This window comes from Janthinobacterium sp. BJB446 (assembly GCF_002735655.1).
GTDB classification, from domain to species: domain Bacteria; phylum Pseudomonadota; class Gammaproteobacteria; order Burkholderiales; family Burkholderiaceae_D; genus Janthinobacterium; species Janthinobacterium lividum.
Genome location: NZ_PDZK01000001.1, coordinates 3200882 through 3220918 on the forward strand (window position 1 = coordinate 3200882; position 20037 = coordinate 3220918).

A 20037-nucleotide genomic window follows, 5' to 3' on the forward strand; every position below is an offset into this window, starting at 1 on the left:
ATTGTCCGTGCATTTTGACGCAGATCAGATCACCAATCAACTCGACTACAGCTTCACCTCGTGCGATGGTACGGCCGATCCACGTCACGGCCCCTACATGGGCGGCGTGCACTTCCAGAAAGGCCAGCATGTCTATCTCGACGTCACCTGCTGCGGCTCCAAGGAAAGCGGCTTCACCTCGTTCCAGATCGTCGACTGCTGCATCATCAGCGTGCCGCAACTGACACAGATCGGCCCGAAAGTAGCAACCATCTACTCGCCGCCTTCGCCCTTCCTGCAAGCCGTAGGCGCCACTTATAGCTTGCCGCTGGACTTCGAAATCCAGCAAATACTGGGCGAACCGGAACTGCCGGCCCTGCACCGCATCCGCCAGGAATGGAAGCACAATCTGGATGTGGGATATGCAAGCGGCCGCTGGGAATTGTCTTTCGTCATGACAGTGCGCATCATGCGCGGCGAAGGCGTTCAACCAGAGCTACGCGTTTTTTCCTTCGACCCGGAAAGCTCAGTTGGCGGCAATACCGACTGGTAAAACTCCTTGTCCCGCCATATGCCAGCATGGCGGGACCCACCAGCCAAAAACGCATCGGTAAACACAGGCTACCTACAGGCACTCACCGGGGCCAGGGTCAGTTCTGCTATCCGGACACGATCCGTGTCGTCACGCTCTCCGTTGAGCACAGCATAGTCAACTCCCAGGCCCCCCACACCGGCGCGGCTTTTTCACATCCGCACGCAATACGCCGCCCCGCCCGCCGAAAGCGGTAAAATGACGGCCTTGAACCCTAGCTCCGCCCCCTGGCGCGGCCTGGCACGCACACAGCACCACCCACAGCCCGGCAGGCACGCATTTTCCGGCCGCCGGACCAACGACAAAGAACACATGACCACCGTCCCAAAAGAAATCAACGCCGCCGCGGCAAAGAAAAATTCGGCTGAAAAGCTTACGCCAATGATGCAACAATATTTAGGCATCAAGGAAAACCACCCGACGATGCTGGTCTTCTACCGCATGGGCGATTTCTACGAGCTGTTTTTCGAGGATGCGGAGAAAGCGTCGCGCCTGCTGGGCATTACCCTGACGGCGCGCGGCGTGGCCAGTGGCAACCCGATTAAAATGTGCGGCGTGCCGTTTCATTCGCTGGACGGCTACCTGGCCAAGCTGGTCAAGCTGGGCGAGTCGGTGGCCATTTGCGAGCAGATCGGCGATCCGGCCACCAGCAAGGGTCCCGTCGAGCGCAAGGTCATGCGCGTCGTCACGCCCGGTACCCTGACGGATGCGGACTTGCTGCCAGAGAAGGCCGAGCGCCCGCTGCTGGCCATGTGCAGCATCACGCAACGCAAGACGGTCACCACTGGCCTGGCCTGGCTGTCGCTGGCCAGCGGCGCTTTGAAGCTGATGGAATTTTCCGGCGACAGCGGCACCGTGGCCGTGCGATTGCAGCAGGAACTGGAACGCATCGTGCCGGCCGAAATCCTCAGCGGCGACAATGGCAACCTGTTCGACGACTACGCGGGCACGCACATCAACCGCGTGCCGGACTGGCATTTCGACGTGGTCGGCGGCCACAAGGCCCTGCTCGACCAATTGGGCGTGGCGACCCTGACGGGCTTTGGCGCCGACGGCCTCGGCGCCGCGTTCGGCGCGGCCGGCGCGCTGCTGCGCTATGCGCAATCGACGCAGGGACGCGGCTTGCAGCACGTGCGCTCCCTGACGACGGAAACGGAAAGCGAATTCATCGGACTGGACGCGGCCACGCGCCGCAACCTGGAACTGACGGAAACGATCCGCGGCCAGGAATCGCCGACCTTGTTCTCCTTGCTGGATCATTGCCGCACGGCCATGGGTTCGCGCATGCTGCGCCACTGGCTGCACCATGCGCGGCGCGACCAGAACGTGGCGCGCGCGCGCCATGAAGCCATCGCCGCGCTGGCGCAAAGCGAAGCGGCCGGTCCGCTCGCCGCCACCCTGGCGCAAGTACCCGATATCGAACGCATCACCACGCGCATCGCGCTACTGTCGGCGCGTCCGCGCGACTTGGCCGCCCTGCGCGACGGCTTGCTGCAACTGCCGGCCCTGCGCGGCGACGTGGTCCGTTGCTACGGTCCTGGCCAGGGCGGCGAAACCGGCTTGCTGGCCGCCATCCATACGGCCCTGGCCACACCAACCGCGTGCCTGGACTTGCTGGTGCGCGCCGTGGCGCAGGAACCGGCCGCGATGGTGCGCGACGGCGGCGTGTTTGCCACCGGTTTCGACGCGGAACTCGACGAATTGCGCGCGCTGTCGGAAAATGCAGGCCAGTTCCTGCTCGACCTGGAAACGCGCGAACGGGCGCGCACGGGCATCGCCAACCTGCGCGTCGAATACAACAAGGTGCACGGCTTCTATATCGAAGTCACCCACGGCCAGACGGACAAGGTGCCGGATGATTACCGTCGCCGCCAGACCTTGAAAAACGCCGAGCGCTACATCACGCCGGAACTCAAGGTGTTCGAAGACAAGGCCCTGTCGGCGCAAGACAAGGCACTGGTGCGCGAAAAGCTGCTGTACGACCTGCTGCTGGCCGACTTGGCGCCGCACATCGGCACCCTGCAGACCATCTCGCAAGGCCTGGCCCAGCTCGACACCCTGAATGCGCTGACGGAACATGCGCAGCAGCACAACTGGGCCGCGCCGCAGCTGGTCGAGGAACCGTGCATCAACATCGTCGAAGGCCGCCACCCCGTGGTGGAAAAACAGATCGAACGCTTCATCGCCAACGATTGCCGCTTCGTCAACGAGCGCCGTTTGCTGCTGATTACCGGCCCGAACATGGGCGGTAAATCGACCTTCATGCGCCAGGTGGCCCTGATCACCCTGCTGGCTTACGTGGGCAGCTACGTGCCGGCCGCTTCCGCCACCATCGGCCCTATCGACCGCATCTTCACGCGTATCGGCGCCACCGACGACCTGGCGGGCGGACGCTCGACCTTCATGGTCGAAATGACGGAATCGGCGGCGATTTTGAACGGCGCCACCGAGCACTCGCTGGTGCTGATGGATGAAGTGGGCCGCGGCACCTCGACCTTCGACGGCCTGGCCCTGGCCTGGGCCATCGCGCGCCATCTGATCGATACGAGCCGCAGCTTCACCCTGTTCGCGACGCATTACTTTGAGCTGACGCAACTGCCGGACAGCCACCCGAGCGCCGCCAACGTGCATCTGTCCGCCGTCGAGCACAAGGACAGCATCGTCTTCCTGCACGCCGTGCAAGCCGGTCCCGCCTCGCAAAGCTATGGCTTGCAGGTGGCGCAACTGGCCGGCGTGCCGCAGCCCGTGATCAAGGCGGCGCGCAAGCACCTGGCGCGCCTGGAAGCGCAGGCGCTCGACGCCACGCCGCAACGCGACCTGTTCGCGCTGCCCTCCGCCGATCCGTATGCGCAAGAGGAAGAAGAGGAAGCGGCGGCGCCGCTGGCTGCGCTGAACGCGGCGCAGCAAGCCTTGCTCGACGCCATCGCCGACCTCGATCCCGATGCGCTCACCCCGCGCGATGCGCTGGAACAGCTGTATCAATTGAAAAGGCTGGCCGCCGCATGACCTTCCGGCGCAGCTCGATACGCCTGCTGGCCGCCGGCTTGCTCGCTGCCAGCCTGCCATGGCAAGCGCTGGCCGCCCCAGGCGACCAGGCCGGCTTCGAGTTTGCCGTACTGGGCCACTCCTTCAACGCGGGGCCGGACGATGGCCCCCTGAAAAAAGCCATCGCCGACACGAGCGCCTTCAATGCCTCCTTCGTCGTGGCCACCGGCATCAAGGCCGCCAGCGAATCATGCAGCGACAAGCTGTATGGCCAGCGCAAGGACTTGCTCGACGCCAGCGGCCCGCCGCTGATCGTCTCGCTGTCGGCCAGCGACTGGGCCAACTGCCGCAATTCGCGCGGCAGGGTCAACGCCATCGAACGCCTGAACCGCCTGCGCGACGTGTATTTTGCCGATGACCAGAGCCTGGGCCAGCGCAAGCTGACCCTGTCGCGGCTGTCATCGACGGCGAAGTTCCGCAGCTATGCGGAAAACGCCCACTGGGAATACGGCGGCGTGCTGTTTGCTACCGTCAACCTGCCCGCGAACAACAACCATTTCTTGCCAGAAGCGGGACGCAACAGCGAATTCGAAGACCGTCTGGTGGCCAACCGCTCCTGGCTGCAGCGCCTGTTCGCCATGGCGCAGCGCAAGCAGCTCGACGGCATCGTGCTGTTTTCCGATGGCGACGCGGGCGTGCTCGATGAAGACGACAATTCGCTGCTGCCCAGCTTCAGTTCGAAACAGGACGGCTTTGCCGGACCGCGCAAGCAGATCCGCACCTTGGCGAAAAAGTTCAACGGCAAGGTGTTATTGGTCGATACGCAGCGCGATGGCGACACGGATGGCAAGGAGGGGAAAACCAAAAAAGCCGCAGCCAAAACAGGCGGGCCGAAGATCAGCTGGAAAGGCAACCTGGGCCACGTCAGCATCAACAATGACTGGGCCGCCATCGCCGTACGGCCCGGCAAGACGCCCTTCTTTGAGGTGCGTCAACGCGCCGTCAGGCCATCGGCGCAAGCCAGGGCCAGGGCGTCGACCGTGCGCCGTTAGCGCATAAGCAACAGGCCGGCATGTAGCCGGCCTGTTTTCATTCAAGCAGCGTCACGCCCAACAGACGTCACGACGCCTGACAAAACCGTAGCGAGCAGCTGCGCGGCGTGGCCGAGAAGCGCAACCGTACCAGAGTACGGTGAGCATCGCCGGCCGCGCCCCGCTGCGCGCAGCAGGTTTGGTCAGGTGTTAATGAATAGGGTGGGTGCGGAAGTGATCGCCCTCTTCGCCTTCATCATCTTCATCGCCATGGTCATGGCCGTGTGCGCCATGCACGTGGCCATGGGCGATTTCTTCGTCGGTGGCTGCGCGCACGTCAGCGACGGTCAGCGAGAAGCGCAGCGCGATGCCGGCCAGAGGATGGTTACCGTCCAGCACGACCTTGTCGTCGGCGATATCGGTGACCGTGAAGATCATCGCTTCTTCGTCCGGCGAGTCGCTTTCCGGCATGCCTTCGAACTGCATGCCCACTTCCAGCGGCTCAGGCAGGCGATTGCGCGGCTCGACCTTCACCAGGGCTGGATCGTATTCACCGAAAGCATCATCCGGTTCGATCTGGATCGTGTTGGAATAGCCAACTTCCTTGCCGTCGAGCTCTTCTTCGATCTTCGGCAGGGTGTTTTCATAATCACCGTGCAGGTAGACCATAGGCTGACGGCCGTCTTCGATCAGATTGTCTTGCGCGTCTGACAGTTTGTAGTTGACAGTCACGACCGTATTTTTGGCAATCTTCATTATGCTTCCTTTCATTGTATAAGCTGGCAAATTATACCTTCACGCCGCCAACGGCAGGCGCATTCCTGCATTTCCGGTTGTTATAATGGGTGCATGAAAAAATTAACTCTCCTCGGCGATATCACGCCGGCGCAATTCCTGCGCGACTACTGGCATAAAAAACCCTTGTTGATCCGTCAAGCTGTGCCTGGTTTCAAGGCGCTGTTCGATTTCAAGGCCCTGGCCGAGCTGGCTACCCTGGACCACGTCGAATCGCGCCTGGTCAGCCATGCGGATGGCCACTGGAACATGCAGCAAGGCCCATTGACCAGCCTGCCCTCGCTGAAACAGAAGGAATGGACCTTGCTGGTACAGGGCGCCAACTTGCACAGCGCCAAGGCCGACGCCCTGCTGCGCCAGTTCCGTTTCCTGCCGGACGCGCGCCTGGACGACCTGATGGTCAGCTTCGCCACCGATGGCGGCGGTGTGGGCCCGCATTTCGATTCGTATGACGTGTTCCTGCTGCAAGGCCAGGGCAAGCGCCATTGGCGCATCGGCGCGCAGAAAGACCTGAGCCTGATCGACGGCTTGCCGCTGAAAATCCTCAGCAACTTCACGCCCGACGAGGAATTCACGCTGGAACCGGGCGACATGCTGTACCTGCCGCCCCACTACGCGCACGACGGCGTGGCCATCGGCGACTGCCAGACGTATTCGATCGGATTCCGCTCGCCATCGTTCCAGGAACTGGGCGAAGCTTTCCTGCAATTCATGGCCGACTCGATCGACTTGCCGGGCATCTATAGCGATCCGGACCTGAAGGCGTCGGGCAAGCCGGCGGAAATCCCCCGTGAAATGCTCAGCACCATCACGGAAGAAATGAACAAGGTGCGCTTCACGGAAGAAGATGTGACCATTTTTCTCGGTGAACACCTGTCGGAACCGAAGCACAATGTGTTTTTCACGCCGCTGTCCAAGCCGCTGACGGTGGGCCGCTTCGCGGACGCCGCACAGAAAAAGGGTGTCGTGTTGTCGCGCAAGACGCTGATGCTGTATCGTGGCAAGAATGTCTTCATCAATGGCGAATCGTTTGCCATTGGCAAGGCCGATAAAACGGCCTTGGAAACCCTGGCCAACGAACGCGCCCTCGATGGCACAGCCGTAGCCCAGGCTTCCGATGACGTGATGGATGCCTTATATACGTGGTATCAGGATGGCTGGATCGAACTGGCTTGAATGGGTGCAGCGTAGTAAAAGTGGTATTACAGCAGGGGGAATATCGGCATCTGCGCTAGCGCAATAAAACATATTATTTTTATATCGTTTTGTCGCGCTTTCGCAAATCGCTTACACTTGCTTGCAATTTGCTTCGGCAAATATTGCGATATCACAAAATAGTTGCGAATTTGCCTCTTGCTCCTATTGCGACGCACCAAAAATCGCTATAATATTCGGTTAGGAAGTTTCCGTTGTCTGGCAGGCACCACCTGGTACGAAAAGCCTTCGAAGACGACCTAACGAGCGATAATTACCGGTAATTATTCATCGCAACAATATTGATTTATTTTTTGAAATAATTAAGGAAAACAAATGAAAAAATCCCTGCTGATCGCCTCCCTGATGGTTGTTGCTCTGGCTGCTTGCAGCAAAAAAGAAGAAGCTCCTGCACCAGCACCAGTAGTTGAAACCCCAGCACCAGCACCAGCAGTTGAAGCTGCTCCAGCTGCTGCTGCTGACGCTGCTGCTTCGGCCGCTACCGACGCTGCTGCTGCTGCTTCGGCTGCCGCTTCGGCCGCTACCGACGCTGCTTCGGCTGCTTCGGCTGCTGCATCGGCTGCTAAGTAATTTAGCACCCTGCACTAAAGAAAGCCGGCCTTCGGGCCGGCTTTTTTATTGGGCAAACGCCCAAGCAAACCTACCGCGCCGCGCTTTGCGGCCTGCGATGTTCACCGTACTCAAGTACGGTTACGCTTCTTGGCCACCAATCACTGTCGCTCGCCACGGTTTTGCTGGACGTCGCAAACACCTATTGCACACCCAAAATAAAAAGGCTGACCCGGTTTTTACCGGGCCAGCCTTTTTTATGATGTGTGACAGCTTTTGATAGCCGCCACTCAGCGAACCTTATTTCAACTGGTCGTTCAGCAGACCCAGGATCTTCTCTGCCACTGGCGAGACGTCCGGCTGGCCTTCGTTGCTGAGGATGCTGACCAGGCTGGTCGAGCCATTGCCGGCCTTGACCAGAACGCGATAGCGCTGCGCGCCCTTGTCCTTGTCGGACGACGAGCCCCAGCTGAACAGTTTCGAGAAGAAGCCATCTTTCTTGACGGCATCCGGATCGACGTAACGCACGAAATACGTGCCTTGCGTGCGGTCGCGGTCTTCCACGGTGAAGCCAACGCGGTCCAGTGCCAGGCCGACGCGGCGCCAGGCGCGGTCGAAACTTTCATCGACTTCGATGGCGCGCGCCGGCGTGGCGGCGTCGCCCACCAGCTTGGCGTGTTGCGGCTGCACGATGGCGGCATCGACAGCCATCTTCGCCTGCGCATCGTCGCTGGCCGCGCCCAGACGCGTCATCAGCTTGGCGAGGAATTGCGCTTCCAGGCCCGGATCGTTCGGACGCGCGGTCCAGGTGGTGGTTTCCTTGTCGCGGCCCGTGACAACCTCTTCCACGCCACGGTGGCTGATGTAGATCTCGGTCGAACCATCGGCCAGGCGCTCCACGCGGGTACGGTATTTATCTTTTTCACCGCTCGAATACAGGCCGTCGAAAGCCTTGCCGATGGTGCTGCGGATAAAGTCCTGCGGGATCTTGGCGCGGTTTTCGTTCCACTCTGTTTCCATGATGCCAGCCGTCGGCTGGTCGATGGCGATGGTAAAGCCTGAATCTTCCCAGAATTGCTTGAGCTGCGGCCACAGCACTTCAGGCGACTGCTTGACGACCAGCCAGCGCTGGTTGCCCGCGCGCTCGACCTTCACGCCGCCTGCCGTGACCGGCACGACGCCCACCACGCCGTCGGCGCCCACGACGACGGGCGTACCGGCCGTGGCGTTGCGCTGCGCGTTGTAGCCGGAAGCCGTGGCCACGCCATTTTTCGAATCCGGCAAGGAATAACGGTTGTCCTGCTGCAATTGCGTCAGGTCAGGCGGCACGTCCAGGGTGCCGGCTTTCTTGACCGACTTGTAGTCGACCTTGTCGCCACCGACTACCGAACTGATCATGCCACAGCCCGCGAGGCTGGCTGCGACGGCGCCGATGACGATGCCGCGGACGGCGATGGTGGCAGGCGCCGATTTGGTTTTCTTGCAATTAGTCATGTCGTAACTGGATAAGAAGCTAAGTAGCAGCTGGAATCAGGGAAGGTCCGGACTGGTCGAGTCCGGGCTTGAAGTTCGGCTTAAGACAGGATGCCAGCGTCGCGCAAGGCATCGCGCACGGTGGCATGGCAATTCTCAGCCAGCGGCACCAGTGGCAAGCGTATGCCAGCTGGCATCAGGCCCATTTCGGCCAGCGCCCATTTGACGGGCACCGGGTTGGGCTCGACAAACAATTTCTGGTGCAAAGGAAAAACTTTGTTATTGATGGCAATCGCCGTGGCGCGCTCGCCCGCCATGGCCGCGACGCACATGTCGTGCATGGCGCGCGGCGCGACGTTGGCCGTCACGGAGATATTGCCGTGGCCGCCGCAGAACATCAGCGCCATGGCGGTCGGATCATCGCCCGAGTACACGGCGAAGTCGGCCGGCACGAGACGCAGCAGGTCGATGCCGCGGCCGATATTGCCGGTCGCATCTTTCACACCAACGATATTCGGGATGGCGGACAGGCGCACGATGGTTTCGTTGCTCATGTCGGCAACCGTGCGGCCAGGTACGTTGTACAGGATGACGGGGATGTCGACGGCTTCGGCGATGGCCTTGAAGTGCTGGTACATGCCTTCCTGGGTAGGACGGTTGTAGTACGGCACCACTTGCAAGACAGCATCGGCGCCTGCTTCTTTCGCGTAGCGCGTCAGTTTGATGGCCTCGGCCGTGGAGTTGCCTCCGGCGCCGGCGATGATAGGAATGCGTCCCTTGGCATGTTCGACGGTCAACTGGATCAGTTCGCAGTGTTCTTCCACGCTGACTGTTGCCGATTCGCCCGTCGTGCCAACGATGACGATGCCGTCCGTACCCTCGGCGATATGCCAGTCGATCAGCTTGCGCAGACCTGGAAAGTCCAGACTGCCGTCTGCGTGCATCGGGGTGACGATTGCTACAATGCTGCCCTTGATCATAGTAAGTTTATAGCGCCGATAAATAAAACAACGATTGTAGCGGATAGCCCGCGCCTGTGGTGCATTCTGACATAGTATGGCCGCTCAAAACGTCGGCAGCAGGGCTGCCAACCGTGGAAAATCCGGCCGGACGGCACAAATTCGTTGCACCAGAGCAGCTTTTGGCTGTTCCACGCGCCCATCCTCATACGCTACCACACGCAAGCCGTGCTGGACCGCCCAGGTCAGCATTTCGCCTTCCTTCAACAGGAACTTCGGATTCGACGGCTTGCCGAACTGCTCATTGCCTTCAGCAAACGTTTCATACAGCAGCACGCCATCGGGCGCCAGGCTGGCAATCATGGCTTCCAGCAGGGGCCGGTGCAGGTAATTGGTGACGACGATGCCGGCAAAACGGCCGGGAGCGAAAGGCCACACGGCGCCCTGCGCTTCCAGGTCCACCAGCGACGTGGTGATGCCCGCGCCGGCCGCCTTTTCCAGCATTTCCGGATCATGGTCGAGCGCGATCACGGGGTGGCCCAGGCTTACCAGGTGGCGCGCGTGGCGGCCCGCGCCGCACGCCAGGTCCAGCACTTCGCCGCCGGGGATCAAGGGCGCCCAGCGGCGCAGCCAGCCGGAAATCGCTTCGGTTTCTAAAATTGGTTCAGTTACTTGCATCGGTACTTCCATCAATTATGTGCGTCCATCCAGTTGCTTGCATCAAGTCAACAGGGCCGTCAGGGGCGTGACCAGGGTGACAAAAATGCCAATGACAAATTCGATCGCCGCCAGCAAGGCGCGGTTCAATACGCCCGTGTACATCAGCAGCACCAGGGCGCCGAAGACATACAGGCTGTAGCGCTCGATGCTGGCGTAAGGACGCGCCAGCTGCATCGGCAGCAAGCCCGTCATGATGCGTCCGCCATCGAGGGGCGGCACGGGAATCAGGTTAAAGACAAACATGGCCGCATTCACGCTGACGCCGGCGCCCGCCATCTTGCGGAAAAACATGCCCATTTCCGTCGGCGGCATCACGCTGAGCACGACAAAGGCGATCATCCAGCCCAGGCCCATGACGAAATTGGCGCCAGGACCGGCAAACGCCACCCAGGCCATCTGCTTCTTCGGATTGCGCAGGCGGCTGAAATCGACGGGCACCGGCTTGGCATAGCCGAACGGCACCTGGATCGTGAAATACAGCATCAGGGGCAGCAAGATCGTGCCGAAAGGGTCGATATGCCGGATGGGATTGAGGCTCAGCCGGCCCTCGTTCGAGGCCGTGGGATCACCGAAATAACGGGCGGCATAGCCATGCGCCGCCTCATGCAGGGAAATGGCAAACAGCACCGGCACCAGGTACACCGCAACGGTCTGGACTATCGTATTGAAATCGCTCATGACCGCGATTCTACCAGAGGCGAACTAGGCTCTTTCTTACGTTGCCATTAAGAACAGATGAAGAACGGCGCCAGAACAGGCCTGCGATGCCGCCTACAAACCCAGCACGGCCGGGTCGCCGCGTCCCACGCGCACCACTTCCGGCTCCGCTCCCGTCAGGTCGATCACGGTGCTGGGGCCATGCGCGCAGACGCCGCCATCGATGATCAGGTCGACCAGTTTTTCCAGTCGCTCGCGGATCGTGTCGGCGTCCGTCAGGCTGTCTTCATCGCCGGGCAGGGTCAATGTCGCGCCCAGCAGCGGCTGGCCCAGCTCCTCCAGCAGGCATTGCACGATGCGGTGCTGCGGCACGCGCAGGCCGATGGTCTTGCGCGAAGGATGGCTGAGGCGGCGCGGCACTTCCTTCGTCGCTTCCAGGATGAAAGTATAAGCACCCGGCGTGGCCGCCTTGAGCAGGCGGAACTGGCGGTTGTCCACGCGGGCATACACGCCCAGCTCGCTCAAGTCGCGGCACAGCAAGGTTAAATGATGCTTTTCATCCACGCCACGGATGCGGCGCAGGCGCTCGACGGCGCCCTTGTCGTCGAGCTGGCACACCAGCGCGTAGCAGGAATCCGTGGGCAAGGCCACGACGCCGCCGGACTGGATGATCTGCGCCGCCTGCTTGATCAGGCGCATTTGCGGATTGTCAGGGTGAATCTGGAAAAATTGACTCATGTGTAAGCGTTCTGGCGAACCAGCTTGTTAAGTTAGCATTATTGTACGCCGCGCAGCGCGGCGATGCGTTGTTCGAGGGGCGGATGGGTGGCGAACAGCGCGCCCCAGCCGCCATTGCCGCCGCTGATGCCCAGCGCCTGCATCGATTGCGGCAGCTCGCCCGGCGGCACGCCGCCCAGGCGGGCCAGCGCGTGCATCATCGGCGTGGGGCTGCCCAGCAGCTTGGCGGAACCGGCGTCGGCGCGAAATTCACGCTGGCGCGAGAACCAGGCCACGATGATGGAAGCGAGCAAGCCGAAGATCACTTCGCACACCATGACGGTCACAAAGTAACCGATGCCGCGTCCGCCGCCTTCGCGGTTGTTATTTTTCAACAGCACGTTATCGACAAAGAAACCCACCACGCGGGCCATGAAGACGACGAAGGTATTCACCACGCCCTGGATCAGGGTCAGGGTCACCATGTCGCCATTCGCCACGTGGGCGATCTCGTGGCCCAGCACGGCTTCGACTTCATCGCGGTTCATGCTTTGCAGCAAACCGGTGGAGACGGCCACCAGCGCGGAATTTTTGAAGGCGCCCGTGGCGAACGCATTCGCGTCGCCCTCGTACACGGCCACTTCCGGCATGCGGATGCCGGCCCGCTCGGACAAGGCGCGCACGGTATTGACCAGCCACAATTCCGTCGACGAAGTCGGGTTGTCGATGACGCGCGCGCCCGTGCTCCACTTGGCCATCGGCTTGCTGATCAACAATGAAAAGATCGAACCCGTGAAGCCCACCACCAGCGAAAACACCAGCAGGCTGCCCAGGTTCAGGGTGCTGCCGCGCGCCGGATTGCCCACGCCCAGCAAGCTGAGCACGAGCGACAGCACCAGCATCACGGCCAGGTTGGTTGCGATAAACAGGACGATACGTTTCATGGGCGATGGCTCCGGATGACTATGTATAACAAGAATAACAAAAAGATATGCACGCTACCGCAGATTTCAAGCAGCGACACGACGGCGCATCGGCAGCCAGGAAAATCGTCGCGAGCGGCAGTGATTTGTGGCCGAGAAGCGCAACCGTACTGGAGTACGGTGAGCATCGCCGGCCGCAAAGCGCGCCGCGCAGCAGATTTGCCTGGCTGTCAGCTAAAACCAGTCGTGCCAGATCGGGGTGACGTTGGCTGGCAGTGGCGGCAGCATGGCAAAATCCACGCGCGACTCGCCCGGTGCATGGAAATCCGTGCCGCGCGAGGCGAGGAAGCCGTAAGCGTTGGCCAGTTGCGCGTATTCCGGATACTGGTCCGGACTGTGGCTGCCCGTGACGACTTCGATGGCCACGCCGCCGAGTTGTTTGAATTCATCGAACAGCACGCCTTGCGCCATGTCGCTGAAGCGGTAGCGGCCCGGATGGGCGATGACGGCCACGCCACCCGCGCCGCGTATCCAGCCCACCGCTTCGGCCAGGGTAGCCCAGCGGTGCTCGACGTAGCCCGGCTTGCCTTCCGACAGGTATTTCTTGAACACGTCGGGAATGTTCGCGCATTTGCCCATTTCCACGATGTAGCGGGCAAAGTGCGTGCGCGACATCAGGTCTGGGTTGCCAACGAATTTCAAGGCCCCTTCATAGGCGTCGGGGATGCCGGCCAGGTCCAGCTGGCGGGCGATTTCGCGGCCGCGCGCGTCGCGCCCGGAACGCGTCTGGTGCAAGCCCTGCACCAGACCCGGATTGTTTTCATCGACTTGCAAGCCGACGATGTGCACGGTTTCGCCGGCCCACGTAATGGAAATTTCCACGCCGGCCACGAAGCGCATGCCCAGATCCAGCGCGGCCGTGCGCGCGGCGGCGATGCCGGACACTTCATCGTGGTCCGTCAGCGCCCACACGTCGACGCCCGCCTTGCGTGCGTGCGCAGCCACGGCGGCGGGGGACAGCACGCCGTCGGAGATATTCGAATGACAATGCAGGTCGACTTTAAGCATGTGAAAACAATACCCTGCACGGGCTCAGCATGGAAGAAGTTTTCATTGTACGCTGCTTGTCAAATAGCGCTGCAGCGTTCCCGACACACATCAGGCCAAAAAGGCTTCCACCAGCCGTGCCAGTGCTTGCGGCTGGTCATGATGCAGCATGTGGCCCGCATCGAGCATCATCTCGCAGCGCACATCCTTGATACAGGCCAAACGCCGGTCGATCTCAACGCGCGCCTGCTCCTTTGGCCCCATCCATTGCCACATATTCGTGTCATCGGCCTCCACCCACAGCACAGGCGCCGTGATGCGGCGCCAGCAGGCCATCACCTCTTCCACCTGGTACAGGATGGGATTGACGCGCTTGTGCTGCGGGTCGCCCATGATGTCCCACTCGCCCGCCTCGTTCTGCGCCGACCAGTGTTCGGCGAGAAAAGCCGCGCGCTCGTCCGGCAGGCGCGGATTGGTCTTTTGCAGGCGCTCGGCCACCGCTTTTTGCGTGGGATAGCTGCGCATGGCGGGCGGCTCGCGCAATTCGTCGAGCCACTTGGCGTAGCGGCCCGGCGCCTGCTCCGGCTTGGTGGCCATCATGCCGAAGCCTTCCAGGTTGATGAAGCGGCTGATGCGCTCGGGCCGCACGCCCGCGTACAGGCCGGCCACGTTGGCGCCCATGCTGTGGCCCAGCAGGTTGACGGGTGCGTCCGGCGAATAGTGCAGCAGCATGGCGTCCAGGTCGGCCAGATAGTCGGGGAACCAGTAGGTATCCGATTGCGTGTAGTCGCTGAGGCCAAAGCCGCGCCAGTCGGGCGCGATCACATGCCAGTCGCCTTGCAACTCGTCGACGACGAACTGGAACGAGGCGGCCACGTCCATCCAGCCATGCACCATGAACAGGATGGGCGCGCCTTCGCGGCCCCAGTGGCGCACATGCGTGCGGGCGCCGCGGATGTTGATGAATTCGGAACGGGAAAGTTTCATGGGTTTCATCGGATGCCTGCCTTGAAAGTGGCGCAGATGGCGCCACATGCTGTGTCTGTAGATAGGGCGCGCATAAAAGTACGACCGTTCGATAATTATACCGGATTAACGCCCGGCGCTCGGACTTGCCCTGCAACAGCGTAAAATAGCGCAAAACTTCCGCGTCCGGCCGTGCCCGGCGCTTCCACCACCGCCACAGGCTAACGATGACACTCTACCAATTGGGCGCCGATGCGCCGCTGATTGATGCTTCCGCTTTTGTTGCCGACACGGCCAATGTGATCGGCAAGGTGACCCTGGAAGCGAATACGTCCGTATGGTTCGGCGCCACGATTCGCGGCGACAACGAACGCATCACCGTGGGCGCCAACAGCAATGTGCAGGAAGGCGCCGTGCTGCATACGGATCCGGGCTACCCGCTCGACATCGGCCGGAACGTCACCATCGGCCACCAGGCAATGTTGCATGGCTGCACGATCGGCGATGGCGCCCTGGTCGGCATCCAGGCCGTGATCCTGAACGGCGCGAAGATTGGCAAGAACTGCCTGGTCGGCGCGGGCGCGCTGGTCACGGAAGGCAAGGAATTTCCCGACAATATGCTGATCCTCGGCTCACCGGCGAAAGCCGTGCGGGCCCTGACGGCAGACGATATCACCAGGCTACAAGGCAACGCCGTGAACTATGTGCAACGCGGCCAGCTATTTAATACGCAACTCAAGAAGATTGGATAAAAGAATGACGACTGAAACCACGGGCGCAGTCAGCGCAGCCCTTACCGGCCAGGATACCCTGCAAAAATTTATTTTCGACAACGCCGCCGTGCGCGGCCAGTTCATCGACGTTTCCGGCACCTGGCAGGAAGTGGTGTCGCGCCACGCCTACCCGACGGCCGTGAAAAAAGTGCTGGGCGAAATGGTGGCCGCCGCCGCCCTGCTGTCGGCCAACCTGAAATTCAACGGCTCCATCATCATGCAGATCCACGGTGACGGTCCCGTGCGCCTGATGGTGGTCGAGTGCGATTCCGACCTGCGCCTGCGCGCCACGGCCAAGCTGGACCCGGACGCCACGATTCCCGACGTGGCCACCGTGCCGCAGCTGCTCAACGCCACGGGCAAGGGCCGCTTCATCATCACCCTGGACCCAGCCGACAAGGTGCCCGGCCAGCAACCGTACCAGGGCATCGTGCCGCTGGACGGCGACGACATGGCCACCGTGATCGAAAACTACATGTTGCGCTCGGAACAGCTCGATACGCGCCTGTGGCTGGCCACGGACGACACCGTCTCGCGCGGCCTGCTGCTGCAAAAGCTGCCGCACCATGGCGGCAAGGCCGAAGCGACGCCCGTCTCGGAAGAAGATGCGCTGGACACGTGGAACCGCGCCGTGATGCTGGCGTCGACCCTGAAAGAGGCGGAAATCCTGTCGACGGACATCGATACCCTGATGCAGCGCTTGTTCTGGGAAGAAACGATCCGCGTCTTCGACCCGCTGCACCCGAGCTTCCATTGCACTTGCACGCGCGAAAAAGTGGGCAATATGCTCAAGATGCTGGGCGAGGAAGAAGTCAACAGCACCCTGGAAGAAGTGGGCCAGGTGGGCGTGAACTGCGATTTCTGCGGCCAGCACTACGAGTTCGACAAGGTCGATTGCGCGCAACTGTTCATCACGGATGCGCCGGCCGAAGTGCTCATCCCGCCAGCCGCCAGCATTAACTAATTGTAATAATCTCCGCGCCGCCCCTCAGGCGGCGCAATTGTTTCTACTGTCATCTTCCCGTCATCAGTTCGTCATCAGCCCGTCACGCGCCGCCGTTACGCTGCGCAGCTTGTATTACTTCCCACTTTCCACAGGCTGATGATGACCACCCACTTGACGCTGGCCCTGCGCCGCCATTCCTTTCACGTGTTGCTGGGCGCTTGCGCCGCGGGCTTGAGCCTGCCGGCACTGGCGCAAACGGCCGTCGCCGCCGCCGTGGCGTCCGCCGCCACCGACATGGCCGCTGCTGCTGCCCCGGCTGCCGACGAGAATGCCCCGATCACCACCGTGGAGATTTCCTCGCGCAAGACGCGTTCTTCCGTCGCCCTGAGCAAGAGTGAAATCCAGAAAATCCTGCCTGGCACGAATCCGCTGAAAGCCTTGCAAACCTTGCCCGGCGTCAGCTTCCAGACGGCCGATCCATGGGGCAACAACGAGCAGAACCTGTCGCTGTTCGTGCATGGCTTTTCCGGCCAACAACTGGGCTACACCATGGATGGCGTGCCGCTGGGCGACCAGCAGTACGGCAACTACAACGGCCTGTCGCCGCAGCGCGCCGTAATCAGCGAAAACGTGCGCAGCGTCGTGCTGTCCTCGGGCGCGGGCGACCTGGCCACGGCCTCGACCAGCAACCTGGGCGGCACCATCGAAACCTATTCCAGCGACCCGCTGGCCACGCAGGGCGCCAGCGTGCAGCAAACCGTGGGCAGCCACCGTACCTCGCGCACGTTTGCCCGCTATGACACGGGCGCCTTTGGCGACGGCAGCAGCGCCTATTTTTCCATCCTGCACCATGAAGCGCGCGCCTGGGACTTCGATGCGCGCCAGGGCGGCGACCAGTTCAACGCCAAGTACGTCAACCGCAGCGAGGCGGGCAAGCTGACCCTGTTCTTCAATTACTCGGACAAGATCGAACCGAACGAGGACAGCACCGTGCACGTGGCCGGCGAAACGAGCTCGCCATACACGCGTCCCTTCCTGTATCCGGATTTCAAGGCGGCCCTCAATTACCTGTCGCCGACGGGCGCGACGCCTGCCGCGGACGGCAACAATTACCGCAATTACTACAGCGATGCGCAGCGCACCGATTACCTGGCCTACGCCAAGTTCGACGCCAATTTGTCCGAGGGCATGACGTGGTCGAACCAGGTGTATTACCACAAGGATGACGGCGCTGGCGTGGTGGCCGGCCCCATCGGCGTGGCCGGCTTGCCCGGCCTGTTCAGCGTGTATTACCCGAAACAGAACCTGAAACAGGTGTTCGGCAACTCGGGCTACGCCGTGCGCACGACGGAATACGACATCAAGCGCGGCGGCTTCCTTTCCACGCTGCGCAAGGAAATCGGCGAGCATCAGCTGGAAGCGGGCTTGTGGCTGGAACAGAACCGTTCATCCGCCTACCGCCGCTGGTATGCGCTGGACGTCAACAACCCGACTTCGCCGTACGACCGCCCAAGCAATCCCTTGATCACGCAATACGGCAGCGAGATCGACAACAAGGTGGTGCAGCTGCACTTGCAGGATGAATGGCGCATCCGCCCCGATATCGCCCTGCAGGCCGGCTTCAAATCCAGCCTGCAGTTTGCCGACGGCAAGTTCCCCGTGCAACCGGCCAAGGGCGCCATTTCCGGCGGCTCGACGGCCTTGCCGGTCGGCACCATCAACACGAAAAAATGGTTCTTGCCGCAAGTGGGGGCGCGCTGGGACTTCACGCCGCAAGACCAGCTGTACTTCAATATCCAGAAAAACATGCGCCAGTTCGTCACCTACGGCGGCGGCGGCGCCTCGCCGTGGAGCTTGTCGAGCCAGGCCGCGTTTGATTTGTTCAAGCGCGATGCCAAGCCGGAAACGGCCCTCACCTATGAAGTGGGCGTGCGCGGCAGCCACGCCTTGAACCTGGGCGCCATCACGGCCATCGATGGCCAGGTCAACGTCTACCACGTCGATTTCAGCAACCGCTTGCTGCAGATCAGCCCGACGCCCGTGATTTCCTCCATCATCGGTGGCAACCCCGTGTTGGCCAACGTGGGCAGCGTGCGCACGGACGGCATCGATATCGCGGGCACCGTTCACTTTGGCAACAATTTCTCGTTCTACAATGCCCTGTCGTACAACCGCTCGCAGTACGCGGACAATTACAACAATGGCGCCGCGCTGGTGCTGACGGCGGGCAAGAACGTGCCAGGCTCGCCGGAATGGCTGAACAAGTTCGTCGCTTCCGCCACGGTTGGCGATATCGAAGTGCAACTGACGGGAGACTATGTGGGCAAGCGCTACGCGACGTACACCAACGATCTGTCCGTGCCCAGCTATTTCCTGATGGGCCTGGGCGTGTCGGGCAAGCTGCCGGTCATGGCCAGCTGGCTGAAAAATCCGCGCTGGAGAGTGAATGTCAGCAACCTGGCCAACCGCGAAGGCTCGCTGAACGTGGTGGTCGGCGCGGCCGACAAGACGTACAACACCTTCCCGATCGCCCCGCGCCAGGGCTTCCTCACCTTGACGGCGGATTTCTGATGCGCCCGCCCGCTCTGCCCCGGCGTCACTTTTCGCGCCGCAGCTTCGTCCAGGCGGCCGTCGGCGGCCTGGCCCTGGCCGCCGCGCCCGGCTTTGCGGCCGGCCTGCTGGAAACAAAACCAAGCCGTCCGCTGGTCTTCGCCCACCGCGGCGCCAGCGCCCTGCGTCCCGAGCATACCTTGGCGTCCTACGCCAAGGCGATCCTCGACGGCGCCGACTACGTGGAGCCGGACCTGGTCGCCACGCGCGATGGCATCCTCGTGGCGCGCCATGAAAGCAACCTAGTCGACACCACCGATGTGGCGCGCCGTCCCGAGTTCGCCAGCCGGCGCGGCAAGAAGCTGGTCGATGGCGAATGGCACGAAGGCTGGTTCGTCGACGACTTCACCCTGGCCGAACTGAAAACCCTGCGCGCCATCGAACGGCTGCCGAAAGTACGCACCGGCAACACCTTATATGATGGACAATTCCAGATCCCGACGTGGGAAGAAATCATCGATTTTGTTGCAGCGCAATCGGCCGCCAGCGGGCGCATCATCGGCCTCGTGCCGGAACTGAAAAGCTCGACCTACTTCCGCGATGCGGGCCTGGCGCTGGAAGACCGTTTCCTGTCGACCATGCTGGCGCACGAGTACACGCGCCGCGCGCCGATCGAGATCCAGTCCTTCGAAGTGGCGAATCTGAAATACCTGCGCGAAAAGCTGGGACGGCGCGCCAACGTGCGCCTGATGCAACTGGTGGTGGGCGGCGATGTGCGCCCGATGGATGTGGCCAAGGCGGACGGCAAGCTGACCTTCGGGCAAATGATCACGCCGTCCGGCCTGCGCGACATCGCCGCCTACGCGGACGTGGTGGCGCCGCCCACGCGGGGCGTCATCCCATTGGGCGCCGACCAGCGCCTGGCCAAGCCCTCTTCCATCGTCGACGATGCGCACCAGGCGGGCTTGCTGCTGCACACGTGGACCTTCCGTCCGGAAAACCGTTTCCTGGCGGCCGACTTCCGCGACGGCAATGGCGAGAATGCGCGCAACGAGGCCGGTTCCGTGGCGGAAATGCGGCGCTATATCGAGACGGGACTGGACGGCTTTTTCAGCGACGATCCGGGTCTGGGACGCATCGCCGTCGGATAAACATTTCGT

18 protein-coding genes are annotated in these 20037 nt (G+C 61.9%); 9 read left to right on the forward strand and 9 right to left on the reverse strand.

The window, feature by feature from the left end; translation table 11 throughout:
* The first annotated feature begins 7 nt into the window (after positions 1-7).
* From CSQ92_RS14120 to CSQ92_RS14130, 3 genes are all read left to right on the forward strand, one after another.
* Complete coding sequence (locus CSQ92_RS14120; protein ID WP_143450364.1) at positions 8-532, forward strand: hypothetical protein; 525 nt, start codon at positions 8-10, stop codon at positions 530-532.
* Between the two features lie 351 nt (positions 533-883).
* Positions 884-3577, forward strand: coding sequence for a DNA mismatch repair protein MutS (gene mutS, locus CSQ92_RS14125; protein ID WP_099394396.1), 2694 nt, complete (start codon positions 884-886; stop codon positions 3575-3577).
* Entirely contained in the window at positions 3574-4608 is a 1035-nt protein-coding gene (locus CSQ92_RS14130) for a hypothetical protein (RefSeq protein WP_099394397.1), read from the forward strand. Before mutS ends, CSQ92_RS14130 begins: the two co-directional genes overlap by 4 nt.
* Before the next feature lie 189 nt (positions 4609-4797).
* Here CSQ92_RS14130 and CSQ92_RS14135 read toward each other — a convergent pair whose 3' ends face one another.
* Complete coding sequence (locus CSQ92_RS14135; RefSeq protein WP_034783360.1) at positions 4798-5343, reverse strand: FKBP-type peptidyl-prolyl cis-trans isomerase; 546 nt, start codon at positions 5341-5343, stop codon at positions 4798-4800.
* 93 nt (positions 5344-5436) lie between these two features.
* On the opposite strand from CSQ92_RS14135, the gene CSQ92_RS14140 reads away from it, so the two are divergent.
* Positions 5437-6558 carry a cupin domain-containing protein gene (locus CSQ92_RS14140; RefSeq protein ID WP_034783359.1) on the forward strand — a complete coding sequence of 374 codons (1122 nt, stop codon included), beginning with the start codon at positions 5437-5439 and terminating at the stop codon, positions 6556-6558.
* Positions 6559-6912: 354 nt separating this feature from the next.
* Positions 6913-7167, forward strand: coding sequence for a hypothetical protein (locus tag CSQ92_RS14145; RefSeq protein ID WP_034783358.1), 255 nt, complete (start codon positions 6913-6915; stop codon positions 7165-7167).
* A gap of 279 nt (positions 7168-7446) precedes the next feature.
* Here CSQ92_RS14145 and bamC read toward each other — a convergent pair whose 3' ends face one another.
* From bamC to CSQ92_RS14185, 8 genes are all read right to left on the reverse strand, one after another.
* Entirely contained in the window at positions 7447-8640 is a 1194-nt protein-coding gene (gene bamC / locus CSQ92_RS14150; protein ID WP_099394398.1) for an outer membrane protein assembly factor BamC, read from the reverse strand.
* Between the two features lie 80 nt (positions 8641-8720).
* On the reverse strand, positions 8721-9599 hold the full coding sequence (gene dapA, locus CSQ92_RS14155) for a 4-hydroxy-tetrahydrodipicolinate synthase (RefSeq protein ID WP_034783351.1): 879 nt from the start codon (positions 9597-9599) through the stop codon (positions 8721-8723).
* 84 nt (positions 9600-9683) lie between these two features.
* Positions 9684-10256, reverse strand: coding sequence for a class I SAM-dependent methyltransferase (locus CSQ92_RS14160; protein ID WP_092607097.1), 573 nt, complete (start codon positions 10254-10256; stop codon positions 9684-9686).
* Positions 10257-10298: 42 nt separating this feature from the next.
* On the reverse strand, positions 10299-10976 hold the full coding sequence (locus tag CSQ92_RS14165) for a site-2 protease family protein (protein WP_034783349.1): 678 nt from the start codon (positions 10974-10976) through the stop codon (positions 10299-10301).
* Between the two features lie 93 nt (positions 10977-11069).
* Positions 11070-11693 (reverse strand): L-threonylcarbamoyladenylate synthase, encoded by a 624-nt coding sequence (locus CSQ92_RS14170; RefSeq protein ID WP_034783341.1) that lies wholly within the window; start codon positions 11691-11693, stop codon positions 11070-11072.
* Positions 11694-11731: 38 nt separating this feature from the next.
* On the reverse strand, positions 11732-12616 hold the full coding sequence (gene htpX / locus CSQ92_RS14175; protein WP_099394399.1) for a protease HtpX: 885 nt from the start codon (positions 12614-12616) through the stop codon (positions 11732-11734).
* Positions 12617-12829: 213 nt separating this feature from the next.
* The gene (locus CSQ92_RS14180) at positions 12830-13663 is read right to left on the reverse strand and encodes a 3',5'-nucleoside bisphosphate phosphatase (RefSeq protein WP_099394400.1); all 834 of its coding nucleotides are present in this window, start codon (positions 13661-13663) and stop codon (positions 12830-12832) included.
* Between the two features lie 90 nt (positions 13664-13753).
* Positions 13754-14629, reverse strand: a complete 876-nt coding sequence (locus tag CSQ92_RS14185) for an alpha/beta fold hydrolase (RefSeq protein ID WP_099394401.1) — start codon at positions 14627-14629, stop codon at positions 13754-13756.
* Between the two features lie 206 nt (positions 14630-14835).
* Between CSQ92_RS14185 and CSQ92_RS14190 the strand changes: the two genes are divergently transcribed.
* The 4 genes from CSQ92_RS14190 to CSQ92_RS14205 all read left to right on the forward strand — a co-directional run bounded on the left by CSQ92_RS14190 (position 14836) and on the right by CSQ92_RS14205 (position 20028).
* Positions 14836-15360, forward strand: coding sequence for a gamma carbonic anhydrase family protein (locus CSQ92_RS14190; protein ID WP_099394402.1), 525 nt, complete (start codon positions 14836-14838; stop codon positions 15358-15360).
* Between the two features lie 4 nt (positions 15361-15364).
* The gene (gene hslO / locus CSQ92_RS14195; protein WP_070281206.1) at positions 15365-16345 is read left to right on the forward strand and encodes an Hsp33 family molecular chaperone HslO; all 981 of its coding nucleotides are present in this window, start codon (positions 15365-15367) and stop codon (positions 16343-16345) included.
* A gap of 138 nt (positions 16346-16483) precedes the next feature.
* Positions 16484-18898: a TonB-dependent receptor gene (locus tag CSQ92_RS14200; protein WP_257219214.1), complete on the forward strand. Its 2415-nt coding sequence runs from the start codon at positions 16484-16486 to the stop codon at positions 18896-18898.
* The gene (locus tag CSQ92_RS14205) at positions 18898-20028 is read left to right on the forward strand and encodes a glycerophosphodiester phosphodiesterase (RefSeq protein ID WP_099394403.1); all 1131 of its coding nucleotides are present in this window, start codon (positions 18898-18900) and stop codon (positions 20026-20028) included. Before CSQ92_RS14200 ends, CSQ92_RS14205 begins: the two co-directional genes overlap by 1 nt.
* Positions 20029-20037 lie beyond the last annotated feature (9 nt).

Coding starts and splice junctions, on each gene's coding strand:
- mutS (WP_099394396.1), top strand. CDS start 884: ATGACCACCGTCCCAAAAGAAATCAACGCCGCCGCGGCAAAGAAAAAT.
- CSQ92_RS14130 (WP_099394397.1), top strand. CDS start 3,574: ATGACCTTCCGGCGCAGCTCGATACGCCTGCTGGCCGCCGGCTTGCTC.
- CSQ92_RS14135 (WP_034783360.1), bottom strand. CDS start 5,343: ATGAAGATTGCCAAAAATACGGTCGTGACTGTCAACTACAAACTGTCA.
- CSQ92_RS14140 (WP_034783359.1), top strand. CDS start 5,437: ATGAAAAAATTAACTCTCCTCGGCGATATCACGCCGGCGCAATTCCTG.
- CSQ92_RS14145 (WP_034783358.1), top strand. CDS start 6,913: ATGAAAAAATCCCTGCTGATCGCCTCCCTGATGGTTGTTGCTCTGGCT.
- bamC (WP_099394398.1), bottom strand. CDS start 8,640: ATGACTAATTGCAAGAAAACCAAATCGGCGCCTGCCACCATCGCCGTC.
- dapA (WP_034783351.1), bottom strand. CDS start 9,599: ATGATCAAGGGCAGCATTGTAGCAATCGTCACCCCGATGCACGCAGAC.
- CSQ92_RS14160 (WP_092607097.1), bottom strand. CDS start 10,256: ATGCAAGTAACTGAACCAATTTTAGAAACCGAAGCGATTTCCGGCTGG.
- CSQ92_RS14165 (WP_034783349.1), bottom strand. CDS start 10,976: ATGAGCGATTTCAATACGATAGTCCAGACCGTTGCGGTGTACCTGGTG.
- CSQ92_RS14170 (WP_034783341.1), bottom strand. CDS start 11,693: ATGAGTCAATTTTTCCAGATTCACCCTGACAATCCGCAAATGCGCCTG.
- htpX (WP_099394399.1), bottom strand. CDS start 12,616: ATGAAACGTATCGTCCTGTTTATCGCAACCAACCTGGCCGTGATGCTG.
- CSQ92_RS14180 (WP_099394400.1), bottom strand. CDS start 13,663: ATGCTTAAAGTCGACCTGCATTGTCATTCGAATATCTCCGACGGCGTG.
- CSQ92_RS14185 (WP_099394401.1), bottom strand. CDS start 14,629: ATGAAACTTTCCCGTTCCGAATTCATCAACATCCGCGGCGCCCGCACG.
- CSQ92_RS14190 (WP_099394402.1), top strand. CDS start 14,836: ATGACACTCTACCAATTGGGCGCCGATGCGCCGCTGATTGATGCTTCC.
- hslO (WP_070281206.1), top strand. CDS start 15,365: ATGACGACTGAAACCACGGGCGCAGTCAGCGCAGCCCTTACCGGCCAG.
- CSQ92_RS14200 (WP_257219214.1), top strand. CDS start 16,484: ATGATGACCACCCACTTGACGCTGGCCCTGCGCCGCCATTCCTTTCAC.
- CSQ92_RS14205 (WP_099394403.1), top strand. CDS start 18,898: ATGCGCCCGCCCGCTCTGCCCCGGCGTCACTTTTCGCGCCGCAGCTTC.